The organism is Streptomyces diastatochromogenes (assembly GCF_002242805.1).
Taxonomy (GTDB): Bacteria; Actinomycetota; Actinomycetes; order Streptomycetales; family Streptomycetaceae; genus Streptomyces; species Streptomyces diastatochromogenes.
In genome coordinates, this window is record NZ_MCGQ01000023.1 from 178,107 (window position 1) to 190,749 (window position 12,643).

Genomic DNA, 12,643 nt, shown 5'->3' on the forward strand with positions numbered 1-12,643 from the left:
CCGGGCTGGTCAGCGCGACCCCGCTCTGACCAGCCCCGTCTCATAGGCGAGGACGACCGCCTGGGCGCGGTCGCGCAGACCCAGCTTGGCGAAGATCCGGGCCACATGGGACTTGACCGTGGCCTCGCTGAGGGTCAGCTCGGCGGCCAGTTCGGTGTTGGACAGGCCGCGTCCCATCAGGGTCAGCACCTCACGCTCGCGGGGTGTGAGGGCGGCCAGGTCGGCGGGGACGGCCTCGGCCGTCCGCTCGGCCTCGGCCGCGTACCGCTCCACCAGGCGCCGGGTGATCTGCGGCGCCAGCAGGGCGTCGCCGGTGCCGACAAGTCGTACGGCCGCCGCCAGGTGCTCCGGCGTGACGTCCTTCAGCAGGAAGCCGCTGGCCCCGAGCGACAGGGCCGTGTACACGTACCGGTCCAGGTCGAAGGTGGTCAGCATCAGCACCCGGCAGCCGGGGGTCTGCTCCAGGATGCGCCGGGTGGCCTCCAGGCCGTCCATGGTCGGCATCCGGATGTCCATCAGCACGACGTCCGGCAGGAGTTCACGGGCGGCGGCGACCGCCTCGGCACCGTCGGCGGCCTCGCCCACCACGTCGATGCCCCGGGCGGTGAGGATCAGCCGGAAGCCGGTCCGGATGAGCGTCTGGTCGTCGGCGATCAGGACGCGGGGCGCCGGCTCGGGCGCCTGAGCCGTCACGGGCGGTCCAGGGGTATGCGGGCGCGGACGCGATAGCCGCCGCCGAGTCTGCGCCGGGCGTCCAGGTCACCGCCGTAGACGGCGACCCGCTCGCGCAGGCCGAGCAGACCGCGCCCGGTGCCCGCGCTGTGCGGTTTCGGTGCGGCCGGTGCGGTGCCGGTCAGCACGCTGGGGCCGGTGTTGAGCACCTCGACGCGCAGGGCGTGGTCGGCGTAGCGCACGGTCACGTCCGCCTTGCCGCCGTCGCCGTGCCGGAGCGCATTGGTCAGGGCCTCCTGGATGATGCGGTAGGCGGTCACGTCGACTCCCTGGGGCAGCGGGCGCGGCTCGCCCGAGACGCGGACCTCGACCGGCAGGCCGGCGAACGATATCCGGTCCACCAGGTGGCCGAGCCGGTCGAGGCCGGGCTGCGGGGCGAGCGGCGTGCCGGGGTCGTCGGCGCGGGCCGGGCCCGGGTCGGTGTCCTCGCCGTTCTGCGCGGGCGCCAGCAGCCCCAGCAGGTGTCTGAGGTCGGTCATCGCGCCCCGCCCGGCGTCCTCGACGGCGCGCAGGGCGGTCGCGGCCTCGTCGGGCATGGTGCCGAGGACCTCGCGGGCGGCGCTCGCCTGGACGACCATGAGGCTGACGTTGTGGCTGACGATGTCATGCAACTCGCGGGCGATCCGGTCGCGTTCGGCCACGATCGCGGCCTCGGCGGCGCTCTCCCGCTCCCGCTCCAGCAGCCAGCCCCGCTCCCCCACGGCCGCCTGCCACCGGCGCCGGGTGCGCACCAGCGCCACCGTCAGCGCCACGACGGCCGTACACGCCACCGCGAGCGCGGCCGCCACCACGTCGTGTCCCCCCATGGCCTCACTCTCCCAGACGGCACTGACATCCGCATCGACCTGTGGATTCAGCGCCCTGCATCCGTGGGATGAGTCCCGCCGCCGGGTGCCATCCGGGGAGGGATGCCCGGGTCCCGGTGCGCCCTCTAGCGTCCTGTCCATGGTCACTGAGGTGAGAACGGGAGACACCGTCGTACGGCTCGACGGGGTGCGCAAGGAGTACGGCGAGACGGTCGCCCTCGACGGGGTGTCGCTGGACATCCGGGCCGGGGAGGCGGTCGCGGTGATGGGGCCCTCGGGATGCGGCAAGTCCACGCTGCTCAACATGATCGCCGGTCTCGACCGGCCGTCGGCCGGCACGGTCGTCGTGCACGGCGAGAACGTCGGGGAGTTGAGCGAGAAGGGGCTCGCGCTGTACCGGCGGCGCCGGATCGGCATGATCTTCCAGTTCTTCAACCTCATCGACGACCTGTCGGCCCTGGACAACGTGGCCCTGGCCGCCCAGTTGACCGGGACACCGGCACGGCAGGCCCGGCGGCGGGCTCTGGAGCTGTTCGAGGAGCTGGGCATCGCGGACCGCCGCAACGCCTACCCGGCGGTCCTCAGCGGCGGTGAGCGGCAACGGGTCGCCGTGGCCCGGGCGTTGATGAACCGTCCGGCGCTGCTGCTGGCCGACGAGCCGACCGGCGCCCTGGACAGCAGGGCCGGGGAGCAGGTGATGGATCTGCTGCTTGACCTGAACCAGATCGGTCAGACCCTGATCATCGTGACGCACGACCAGCATCTCGCGCGGCGCTGCGCGAGCCGGCTGGTGGAGGTCGCCGACGGCCGGGTGACCGGTGAGCACACCCTGGAGCCGTCCGCATGAGGGCGGTGTGGAAGGCCGCGCGGGCGGCCGTACGCAGGCGGCGGCTGCAGACGCTGGTGATCTGGCTGGTCACGCTGGTGTCGACGGGGTCGATGGTGGTCGCGCTGGGGCTGGTGGATGCGGCGTCGGCGCCGTTCGACCATGTCTTCGGCAGGCAGCGCGGGCCTCATGTGGTCGCCGGGATCGATCCGGGCAAGGTGACGGACGCCCAGCTGAGGGATGCCTCGCGGAAGTCCGGCGTCGAGGCCGTGGCCGGTCCGTTCCGGCAGGCGACAGTGGACGTTCCGCGCAGCATGGCGGACCTGGGTCTCGGCGGCGAGGTCACGGTCGTGGGCCGTTCCGGGCCCGGCGGCGCCGTGGACCGGGTGGACCTGTGGGCGGGCCGGTGGCCGACCCGGCCGGGCGAGATGGTCCTCAACCGGCAGTCCGACTGGACCGGTGACGACATCGGCAAGAAGTTCCATCTGCCGTCCGGGCCGACCCTCACCATCGTCGGATTCGCGTTCGATCTGAGTGACACGGCGGACGTGTGGGTCGCCCCGGACCAGATCGCGGCCCTGCACCCGAACACCACGCAGATGTTGTACCGGTTCCGGGACGCGTCGTCGCAGAGCGCTCTGAGCGCGGGGCTGGCCCGGGTGACCGAGCGGCTGCCCAAGGGCTCGCTGAGGGGATCGCAGAACTATCTGACGCTCAAGCACCGGATCGGCAGCAACGCGCGCGCGTACGCCCCGTACCTCATGGCATTCGGCATCCTCGGCATCCTGGTTGCGGTCCTGATCGTCGCCAACGTGGTCGGCGGCGCGGTGGTGTCGGGCTTCCGGCACATCGGCATCCTCAAGGCCCTCGGGTTCACTCCGGGGCAGGTGCTGGGCGTCTATCTGGTGATGGTCTCCGTACCGGCCGTGCTGGGTTGCGCGCTCGGCACGCTCACCGGCAACCTGCTGGCTAAGCCGTTCTTCCAGTTCGTGTTCACGGGGCCGGACTCAGGGATGCTGCACGACCGGGTCGGCATCGCGCCCTGGGTGAACGGGCTGGTCCTGTCGGGCATGCCCCTGGTCTGCGTGCTGGCAGCGCTCGGCCCGTCCGTGCGGGCCCAGAGGCTGTCGGCGGCACGAGCGATCAGCGCGGGCAGCGCACCACGTGCGGGGCGGGCGCTCGGCATCCAGCGGACGCTCGCGGGGCTGCGGTTGCCGCGGTCGGTGAGCCTCGGGGCGGGGCTGCCGTTCGCCCGGCCCGCGCGCAGCGCGCTCACGCTGGCCGCGGTGGTCCTGGGCGTGACCACAGTGACGTTCGCGACGGGTCTGGCGACGACGATGACCCTCTTCGGAGACCGCGGCAAGGGTGCGTACGACGTCACGGTGTACGCAAGCAACTACGCCCATGGCAAGCAGGTGCTGCCGGTCCACGGCGACACCGAACTCCAGTCGCTGCTGGGCTCGTTGCCGGGCGCGGAACGGGTGACGGCCCGTGGGGACGAGGACGCGCGGCTCGAGGGTTCCGCACAGAGGGTCATCTTCGAGGGTCGGCGCGGGCCGGACCTGCCCCTGGACGACGTGCTCGTCCGGGGCCGCTGGATGCACCGTCCGGGAGAGGTGGTGGTCGGCTCGGCCTTCCTGCGCCGCAACGGGGTGGACATCGGTGACCACCTCCGGCTACGCAAGAGCGGGCGCGAGGAGGAGGTCACCGTGGTCGGCGAGCTGATGCAGGACAACGACCGGGTGGTCGCCGGCACCTGGCCGACGTTCACTGCGCTGGTCCCGGACGGAAAAGCGTTCGCCTATCACGTCAAACTACGCAAGGGCGCGGACGGGACGGCGTACGCGCGCGCAGCGCGAGCCGTCGACAAGGGGCTCAGTACCCAACTGACCGGCCCGAGCAGCGGCGCCCGGACCATCATCGACTCCGCGACCGCCCTCACCCTGATGCTGGCCCTGGTCGCCTCCCTCGGCGTGTTCAACACGGCCGTGCTGAACACCCACGACCGGCGCCGCGATCTCGGCATGCTGAAGTCGATCGGGATGACCCCGCGCCAGGTGACGGTGATGACGGTGACGTCGATGGCGGTGCTCGGCGTGATCGGGTCGGTGTTGGGCGTCCCGCTGGGCATCGCCGCCTACGAGGTGGTTGTCCCACGGATGGCCGCGGGGATCGACATCACCCTGCCGTCGTACATGACGGATGTCTGGCACGCGCCGAGGCTGGCCGGACTGGCACTGGCGGGGCTCGTGATCGCCGTGGTGGGGGCGCTCGTCCCCGCCCGGCGCGCGGCCCGCCTCACCGTGGCCGAGGTGCTGCACAACGAGTAGGGCCGGCCGAGAGCCCGCAACCGGTCAGGATCGAAGAAGCCGGGGCGGGCTCCCGGGGCCTAGCGTGAAGTGCACCGGCGGAGAACCCCGCCGGGCCACGAGCCTCATAAGGAGAGTCCCATGACCGCAGGCCTGCAGACGATCATCTACCCCGTCAAGGACAAGGACCGGGCCAAGGCCCTGTTCACCGTCCTGCTGGGCGTCGAGCCGTACGCCGACCAGCCCTACTACGTCGGTTTCAAGGCCGAGGGACAGGATGTCGGCCTCGATCCGAACGGGCACGCTCAGGGCCTGACCGGACCGGTGCCGTTCTGGCACGTGACCGACCTCCGGGAGCGGCTCGCGGCCCTGCTGGCGGCGGGCGCCGAAGTCGTCCAGGACGTGCGGGACGTCGGCAACGGCAGGCTGATCGCCTCGGTGAAGGACGCCGACGGCAACCTGATCGGGCTCCTCCAGGACCCGTCCGCCTGAGGCTCGTACGAGCGCATGCACCCGCACTAGTTGCACACTCAACGATTGGCTGAATCGGTGCTACGGTGCGGGTATGGCAGTCAAGACGGCCGACGCCCGGCTCGAGGAACGGTGGCGGGACATCCTCACCGTGCACGCGCACACGATGTGCGAGATCGACCGTGCCCTGCACCCGCACGGGCTGGGCGCGAGCGACTTCGAGGTGCTGGACATCCTCGCCACCGCGGCGCCCGAGGCGGGCGACCAGTGCCGGGTGCAGAACCTGGTCGGACGGGTCCATCTCAGCCAGAGCGCGCTGTCCCGGCTGATCGGCCGCCTGGAGAAGGAGGGCCTGGTCGAGCGCTCGGTGTGCGCGGAGGACCGGCGCGGGGTGTGGGTCGCCCTCACGGACAAGGGCCGCGCCCTGTACGCCGAGGTACTGCCCCTGCAGCGGGCCGTGCTGGAGCGGATGCTGGCCTCACGGGCCGGCTGAGCGCTCCGCGGGATGTGCCGCGATGTGCCGTCAGCCGTCTGCGGCGCCATCGTGACTGGTCGCGCAGCGCCCCTTTGCGGCGCTGCGGAACCACAGCCGACTTCGCCGACCCCGCTCAGAGCGTCAGCTCCGCCCCGTCCGACAGGATCTCCACCCCCAGCCCGGCCACGCGCGCGCGTGCCCGTGAGGCGGGGTCGAGCAGCGGGTTGGTGTTGTTGAGGTGGGTGTAGATGCGGCGCGGGCCGGGGTGGCGGGCCAGGGCCTGAAGTGAGCCGTGCGGGCCCGTGACCGGCAGGTGTCCCATGGCCGCCTGCCCGGCACCGGTCGGGACCGCACTGCCCATCTCGTCGGCCGCGTAGAAGGTGCCGTCCAGGAGCACGCAGTCGGCCGACGCGCACAGTTCGTCCAGCACAGGGCTCCAGGCACCGACGCAGGGCGCGTACACCAGCACTCCCCCGCTGGCCAGGTCCTCGACGCGGTACGCCGTCACCCACGGGCCGCCGGTCTCGGGCGCCTGTGCCGGTACGTACTTCGGGATCTTGGTGCCCACCGGATGGGCCGTGACGACCAGTCCGCCGGACAGCACGAAGCCGCCGTCGGCCAGGCTGTCGGCCCACTCCCAGGAGGCGTAGCGGTCCAGGGCGGCGCGGGCGGGCGTGAGCACGGCGCGGACCGGCGGGGCCGCGTAGACCTTCAGGCCCACCGCTCCGCGCAGCTCGGTCAGACCGGTGACGTGGTCCGCCTCCGCGTCGGTGAGCAGCACCCCGCGCAGCGGGGTGTCCCGGGGCCCGGGGCCTGGCCAGAGGGCCGGGGTGGCGGTGAGCTGGGCGCGCAGATCGGGTGACGCGTTGAGCAGCCACCAGTCGCGGCCGTTGCCGGTGACGGCCGCGCACTCCTGGGTGCGGGACGGAAGCGTGCCCTTACGGGCGGCCGCGCACAGCGCGCAGGCGCAGTTCCACTGCGGGAAGCCGCCTCCGGCGGCGGTGCCCAGCAGGACGATCCTCACGATCATCGGCTCCTTCGCATGCACCGGACCTTCCGCTGGGATCTTCCCGTCGGAGGGCGGGCTGACTACTCCGGGACGGGGGGCAGTTCCGGCCGTCCTGCGCCGGGCCTGCGGTCCACCGGGCGCTGCGGCGGGATGGGCCCGCCCGAGAAGTCGCGGGGGCCGGTCCACAGGCCCGGCACCGCGTCGCAGCGGCGGCACAGCTCGTACGCGACCTCCTCGTAGTTGACCCGCCAGCCCTGGAAGTGCGGCCAGGCCTCCTTCGGGCTGCGTTCCGCACGGAAGCCGGCCGCCCCCAGCATGGCCACGGCCTCGTCGAACTCCTCGAAGGTCAGCCGGATCGGACTGCCCGGCGAGGGATCGGGGTCGAAGGGGATGCGCACCACGCGCGCGATGTCGCGCAGGGCGGTGAACCCGGCGCGCAGCACCAGGCGGGCCTCCGGCGGGGCGAGGCGCGGGTCGAGCGCCAGCTGCAGGGCGGCCGCGTCCATGACGGCGACGAGCCCGACCAGCCAGCTGCGGTGCGGCCGCGGGGAGCGGAAGCTCAGCAGGACCGGGTACGTGGAGTGGCTCTCGCCCATGTCCGAGGCCAGGCGCTCCCAGGCCCGGTACAGCTCGGGCAGCGCGGTCTCGGTGTCGACCAGCCACTGCCGGGCGAGGATCTCCGGCCCCCAGGCGGGCTCGCCGGCCCGTGCCTGGAGCAGGGTGACCTCCAGTTCGCGGCGGTTGTAGGCGGCGTAGAGGGTGGGCAGGTAGGCGATCTGGAGGGCGATCAGAACGGGCCCGGTGGCCGCCGCCATGAAGTCGAGCACGGAGAGTTTCAGCCGGGCTCCGCTCGCGAAGCCGAGCGTGAACAGGCTGGATCCCGCCTCGCGGAAGGCGGTCGTCCAGGACAGCGGGGACGCCGCGTACAGCAGCAGGCCGAAGCCGAGCAGGGCCCCGCCGAGCCAGGTGACGAGCATGCCGATCAGCATCAGCGGGGCGAGCCAGGTCTGGGCCCGGTCGATGGCGTGGTAGTCGCCGCGCGGGGCGGCGAGCCTGAGGAGCCTGCGCAGCAGCCACCACAGGCGGAACACCAGCACGGAGTAGAGGCCTCGGGGGACGACGAGGGTGCGGAGGGTGCTGGTCAGGACCAGCACCAGTACCAGTGCGCCTGCTACTCCGGAGATCCATTCCATGGGGGTATTTTGGCGCCCGAAGGTTGGCTGCAGCTCACCTTGCCAGCAGTGTCCGTACTCCATGTGACGTGAGTGTCAGGCCGTGTTTCGAGCTGCCGTCTATGGCCAGGGAGAGGTCCTCGTCGGGCCAGTGGGCGGCCAGTGCGGCGAGTGGTACCAGGTGGTAGCGGGAGACGAAGGGCAGCAGCTCGGTCATCTCGCCTTCCGAGGTGAACACGGGGACGACCGGATCACCCCCGGCCTGTTCGAGGACGGGGAGGGCGAGCATCGTGTCGGTGCCGTCCCCGTCCACCGCGTCGTCCGGTACGGGGACGAGTACGTCGCTGTGGGCGAGGGTGTCCAGGGCGGCCTGGTCCTCGGCGTTCACGGCCAGCGCGTCCAGTGCCCGCTGGGCCGGCGTCGGGAGGTCGTCGTGTGCGGATGTTTCCATGGCAGATCCCCAGGTAGCGGCGGTCGTACGGCCACACGCACGGGCAGCCGCCCGGGCGCGCTCCGCTCGCGTACCCCGTGCGGCCCGGGACATGCGTGCGGATTCCGGGGCGGGTGGGTACCTGTCGTGGCAGGTCAGCCGAAGGCGAGGGTCAGCTGGAAGTGGTCGGGGTCGAGCAGGCTGACGACGTGCTCGACGAAGGAGCCGTCGGCCGCCCGGCTGGTGCGCCGCGTGTCGAGGAACCAGTCCCCCGGTGTCCGCCGCAGCAGCTCCGCCTCGTGGGCGTCGATCCGCCGCCCGGAGACCCGCTGCTCTCCGTGGTCGGGCCGTAGCCCGGCCCGCAGCAGCACCTCGGCGAGCGAGTCCTGGCCGAGCCCCTGGGCGGGCAGCTCCCGGATCACGGACAGGGGTGGCAGGTAGCTGCGTTCGTACGACACCACGGTGCCGTCCGCGACCAGCTCCCGGGTCCGCTCCACACACACGAACGCGTTCTTCTCCAGGGCGAGTTCGTCGGCGAGGCCGCTGTCGTGCGTCTCGCGTACGGCAAGGGTGCGCACCCGCGTCTCGACGCCCTGGAGAACCAGTGCGCAGGGCCGGCCGAGCCCGTCGTCCAGTGGGCCGCCGTCGAAGAGGACGTAGGAGCCCTTGCCGGTGCGGGTGGTGATCAGCCCCTCCTCGGACAGCTCGGCGAGGGCCGCGCGGACCGTCGTACGGCTGACGCCGAACCGCTGGGCGAGGGCGTGTTCGCCGGGCAGTTGCTCCCCCGCCGGGCGGCGGCCGCTGCGGATCTCCCGGGCGAGGATCCGGCTGATCCGCTGGTGCTTGAGCGGGACGCCGGTCATGGCCGGGCCTCGGCGAGCAGGTCGTCGATGGTGGTGACCCGGATCAGCGGCCGGTAGAGGTCCAGCACCTGCAGGGTCTTGACGTGGGAGTCGTCGTCCACGCCCGCGCAGGCGTCCGCGACCACCAGGACCTCCGTGCCGGCGTCGGCGGCGGCCAGGGCGGTGGACAGCACGCAGCAGTCGGTGCTGACGCCGGCCAGGACCATGCGGCCGTCCGGGCCGACGCGCTCGGCGAGTTCCGGGGTCCACTTGCCGAAGGTGGTGGCCTCCACGACGTGGGCGGCGCTGTCGGCGAACTCGTCCGTCAGTTCCCACAGTTCGGAGTCTGGCGGCTGGAGCGCGAACGGCCACTGGGCGTAGTAGGCGCGCCAGGCTCCGGTGGGCCGCTCGGGGGCCAGGAAGCGGGTGAAGGCGACGCGGTCGCCGAAGGCCGGCAGCAGACGTCGTACGCCCGCGGCCGCGTCGGCGAAACGGGGGGTGGCCCAGGGGCTGGCGGGGTCGGCGAAGACACGCTGCATGTCGATGACGGCCAGCAGCCCGGGGGTGGCGGAGGTCATGTGCTGTACACCCCCTTGTTCGGCGACGGGCTCGGCACCTGGGCCTCCTGCTCGCGCACCCGGCCCCGGCCGAGGATCAGGGTGCCGAGGAAGGCGAGCGCGAGGGCGACCAGGACGCCGAGGTTGGCGTACGCCCAGGCACCCGTCTTGCCGCCCAGGCCGAACGGCTCCAGGAGGTAGCCCTGCCAGGTCAGCCAGCTCGCGGAGGTGTTGGTGACCAGGCCCCAGCCGACGGCGGTGGCGCCGAGGGTGAGCAGCAGCGGCAGCAGGGGTACGTCGCCGTAGCGGCCGTGCGGGCGGTACAGGTCGCCCTCGTCGTAGTCGCGGCGGCGCAGCGCGAGGTCGGCGAGCATGATGCCGCACCAGGCGGCGATGGGCACGCCGAGCGTGGTGAGGAAGCCCATGAACTGGGCTAGGAAGCTGTCGGCGAAGAAGACGATGTAGACGGAGCCAGCGATCATCAGGACGCCGTCGAAGAGGGCGGCCAGATAGCGGGGTACGGGCAGACCCGCGGAGAGCAGGGCCAGGCCGGAGGAGTAGATGTCGAGGACGGCGCCGCCCACCAGGCCCAGGACGGCGACCACCGCGAACGGCACCAGGAACCAGGTCGGCAGGATGGTGGTCAGCGCGCCGATCGGGTCGGCCGCGATCGCCTTGCTCAGCGTCTCGGAGGAGCCGGCCAGCAGGAGGCCGAAGACCAGCAGGAGCAGCGGGGCGACGGAGGCGCCGAAAGTGGTCCAGCCGATCACGCCCCGGCTGGACGAACTGCGGGGCAGATAGCGGGAGTAGTCGGCGGCGGCGTTGACCCAGCCGAGCCCGAAGCCGGTCATCATGAACACCAGCGCGCCGATGAACTCCTGGGCGGTGCCCGCCGGGATCGCGCTGACCGTGCTCCAGTGGATGTGGTCGGCGACCAGGCCGACGTACACGACGGTGAGCACGCCCGTGATGACGGTGATCCAGGTCTGCAGGCGCATGATCAGGTCGAAGCCCATGACCCCGCCGACCACGGTCAGCGCGGCCACCACGATGAGGGCGACCACCTTGGTCTCCGTGCCGCCGCCCCAGCCGAGCCGTCCGAAGACGGTGGCGGTGGCCATGGTGGCGAGGGCGGTGAGGACCGTCTCCCAGCCGACGGTGAGCATCCAGGAGATGACGGACGGCAGCCGGTTGCCGCGCACTCCGTAGGCGGCCCGGCTGAGCACCATGGTGGGCGCCGAGCCGCGCTTGCCGGCGACCGCGATGAAGCCGCAGAGCAGGAAGGAGACGACGATGCCGAGCACGCCGGCAGCGAGTGCCTGCCAGAAGGAGATGCCGAAACCGAGGGCGAAGGCGCCGTAACTGAGGCCGAGCACCGAGACGTTCGCACCGAACCAGGGCCAGAACAGCGTGCGCGGGGTGCCCTTGCGCTCCGCGTCCCCGATCACGTCGAGTCCGTGCGTCTCCAGCTGGATCTGGCGGCCGGTGGATCTGCTGTCGAGGGATTCCTGCGGATGCGTCATCGCCCACCTACCTGCCCCACCTGTCCAGACGTGTCCAGTCGAGGCTAGGTCGGTGCGTCGGGGGGCGCAAGGGAAGTCGCGGGGCGCAGGGGGAAGGTGCGGGCGGGCCGGACGGTCGAGTCAACCGTTCGGTTGAACGGGGATTACACCGCCTGTGGCTCTCATCCGTCCGTCCGCACGACGCGCGGCCCTCGGGAACCGCGCGAGACTGGACGCCGCCCACGGCGCCGGGGCTCCGCACACTCCCCCCTGAGAGAGGTCTCGTCAGCATGCCCCGCTTCCCCAGCAGACGCCGTGTCCTCACCACCGGTGCCGGCGCCGCGCTCGGCATCGGTGCCCTCGGCGCCACCACGACCCCGGCCGCGGCAGCCCGTCGGACCGCGGTGGCCGAGGAGGACAGGACGCTGGACGAGCTGTACCGGGACGCCCTCGCCGAGGGCGGCAGGCTCGTCATCTACGCCGGCGGTGACACGCCGACCCAGCAGGACGGCACCAAGGCGGCGTTCAAGGAGCGCTTCCCGGGCATCGACCTGACGCTGATCGTCGACTACAGCAAGTACCACGACGTCCGCGTCGACAACCAGCTCGCCACCGGCACCCTCGTCCCCGACGTCGTCCAGCTGCAGACCCTCCAGGACTTCGTCCGCTGGAAGGAGCAGGGCCGCCTGCTGCCGTACCGGCCGGCCGGGTTCTCGAAGCTGTACGACGCCTTCCGGGATCCGCAGGGCGCCTGGGTCGCCGTCGCGGTGATCGCCTTCAGCTTCATGTACGGCCCCGCGGCGGTCGGTTCGGACGCGCCGCGCAGCCCGCTCGATCTCGTCGACCCGAAGTGGAAGGGGCGGATCGCCTCCTCGTATCCGCACGACGACGACGCGGTCCTCTTCCTCTACTCCCGCTACGTCCAGCGCTACGGCTGGGACTGGGTGGCCCGGCTCGCCGCGCAGGACGTGCGGTTCGCGCGGGGCAGCAACTCGCCCGGTGACGCGGTGCGCGCCGGGCAGAAGGCGATCGGCGTCGGCGGCTCGGGGTCGCTGACCGCGCCGGCCTCGTCGCCGGTGCGGTTCGTGGTGGCCGACGGGCACCCGTTCATGGCCTGGGGCCAGCGTGCCGCGATCCTCCGGCGGGCCGCGCATCCGACGGCCGCGAAGCTGTACCTCAACTGGCAGTTGTCGGCCGAGCGGCAGCAGGCGTCGTTCAACGGCTGGTCGGTACGTACCGACGTCACTCCCGCGGGGAGCCTGAAGCCCGTCTGGGAGTACCCCGATGCCGATCTCGACGGCTTCCCGCGATTCATGGCGGACCGGGCCGCGGTCGAGCGCTGGAAGCAGACCTTCGCGCTGTACTTCGGCGAGGTGAAGGGCGACCCGACACCCGGCTGGCTCGGGCTGCACCCGGGGGCGTAACGGGCGGCCGGGCGGCGGCCTTCACACCGGTCATACAGGCTGGGGATAGACTCGGACGCCCTGTTGGATCATTCGTCCAGGGGGTGTG

At 72.2% G+C, this 12,643-nt stretch carries 13 protein-coding genes; 5 read left to right on the plus strand and 8 right to left on the minus strand.

Translation table 11 applies throughout. The features are described from left to right. Positions 1 to 9: 9 nt before the first annotated feature. The gene (locus tag BEK98_RS27120; RefSeq protein ID WP_094219287.1) at positions 10 to 693 is read right to left on the minus strand and encodes a response regulator; all 684 of its coding nucleotides are present in this window, start codon (positions 691 to 693) and stop codon (positions 10 to 12) included. Further along, positions 690 to 1,538: a sensor histidine kinase gene (locus BEK98_RS27125; protein ID WP_094219288.1), complete on the minus strand. Its 849-nt coding sequence runs from the start codon at positions 1,536 to 1,538 to the stop codon at positions 690 to 692. Before BEK98_RS27125 ends, BEK98_RS27120 begins: the two co-directional genes overlap by 4 nt. 139 nt (positions 1,539 to 1,677) lie before the next feature. Here BEK98_RS27125 and BEK98_RS27130 point away from each other — a divergent pair, with 139 nt between their 5' ends. The 4 genes from BEK98_RS27130 to BEK98_RS27145 all read left to right on the plus strand — a co-directional run bounded on the left by BEK98_RS27130 (position 1,678) and on the right by BEK98_RS27145 (position 5,637). Then, complete coding sequence (locus tag BEK98_RS27130) at positions 1,678 to 2,385, plus strand: ABC transporter ATP-binding protein (RefSeq protein WP_094219289.1); 708 nt, start codon at positions 1,678 to 1,680, stop codon at positions 2,383 to 2,385. Further along, complete coding sequence (locus BEK98_RS27135; RefSeq protein ID WP_094219290.1) at positions 2,382 to 4,694, plus strand: ABC transporter permease; 2,313 nt, start codon at positions 2,382 to 2,384, stop codon at positions 4,692 to 4,694. The genes BEK98_RS27130 and BEK98_RS27135 overlap by 4 nt, the downstream gene beginning before the upstream one ends. 120 nt (positions 4,695 to 4,814) lie before the next feature. Next, positions 4,815 to 5,165 carry a VOC family protein gene (locus BEK98_RS27140; RefSeq protein ID WP_094219291.1) on the plus strand — a complete coding sequence of 117 codons (351 nt, stop codon included), beginning with the start codon at positions 4,815 to 4,817 and terminating at the stop codon, positions 5,163 to 5,165. 73 nt (positions 5,166 to 5,238) lie between these two features. Continuing rightward, a complete protein-coding gene (locus BEK98_RS27145) occupies positions 5,239 to 5,637 on the plus strand; it encodes a MarR family winged helix-turn-helix transcriptional regulator (RefSeq protein ID WP_094219292.1) in 399 nt (132 codons plus the stop codon). A 115-nt stretch (positions 5,638 to 5,752) separates the two neighbouring features. Here BEK98_RS27145 and pqqB read toward each other — a convergent pair whose 3' ends face one another. The 6 genes from pqqB to BEK98_RS27175 form a co-directional block, all read right to left on the minus strand. Beyond that, on the minus strand, positions 5,753 to 6,649 hold the full coding sequence (gene pqqB / locus BEK98_RS27150; RefSeq protein WP_244202003.1) for a pyrroloquinoline quinone biosynthesis protein PqqB: 897 nt from the start codon (positions 6,647 to 6,649) through the stop codon (positions 5,753 to 5,755). Between the two features lie 59 nt (positions 6,650 to 6,708). Beyond that, positions 6,709 to 7,821, minus strand: coding sequence for a hypothetical protein (locus tag BEK98_RS27155; RefSeq protein WP_094219293.1), 1,113 nt, complete (start codon positions 7,819 to 7,821; stop codon positions 6,709 to 6,711). A gap of 34 nt (positions 7,822 to 7,855) precedes the next feature. After that, positions 7,856 to 8,251 carry an SseB family protein gene (locus BEK98_RS27160; RefSeq protein WP_094219294.1) on the minus strand — a complete coding sequence of 132 codons (396 nt, stop codon included), beginning with the start codon at positions 8,249 to 8,251 and terminating at the stop codon, positions 7,856 to 7,858. A 134-nt stretch (positions 8,252 to 8,385) separates the two neighbouring features. Continuing rightward, positions 8,386 to 9,093 carry a GntR family transcriptional regulator gene (locus BEK98_RS27165; protein ID WP_094219295.1) on the minus strand — a complete coding sequence of 236 codons (708 nt, stop codon included), beginning with the start codon at positions 9,091 to 9,093 and terminating at the stop codon, positions 8,386 to 8,388. Next, positions 9,090 to 9,650 (minus strand): cysteine hydrolase family protein, encoded by a 561-nt coding sequence (locus BEK98_RS27170; protein ID WP_094219296.1) that lies wholly within the window; start codon positions 9,648 to 9,650, stop codon positions 9,090 to 9,092. The genes BEK98_RS27165 and BEK98_RS27170 overlap by 4 nt, the downstream gene beginning before the upstream one ends. After that, entirely contained in the window at positions 9,647 to 11,152 is a 1,506-nt protein-coding gene (locus BEK98_RS27175) for a purine-cytosine permease family protein (protein WP_094219297.1), read from the minus strand. Before BEK98_RS27175 ends, BEK98_RS27170 begins: the two co-directional genes overlap by 4 nt. A 269-nt stretch (positions 11,153 to 11,421) precedes the next feature. Here BEK98_RS27175 and BEK98_RS27180 point away from each other — a divergent pair, with 269 nt between their 5' ends. Then, positions 11,422 to 12,555, plus strand: coding sequence for an ABC transporter substrate-binding protein (locus BEK98_RS27180; RefSeq protein WP_094219298.1), 1,134 nt, complete (start codon positions 11,422 to 11,424; stop codon positions 12,553 to 12,555). The last annotated feature ends 88 nt before the right edge of the window (positions 12,556 to 12,643 follow it).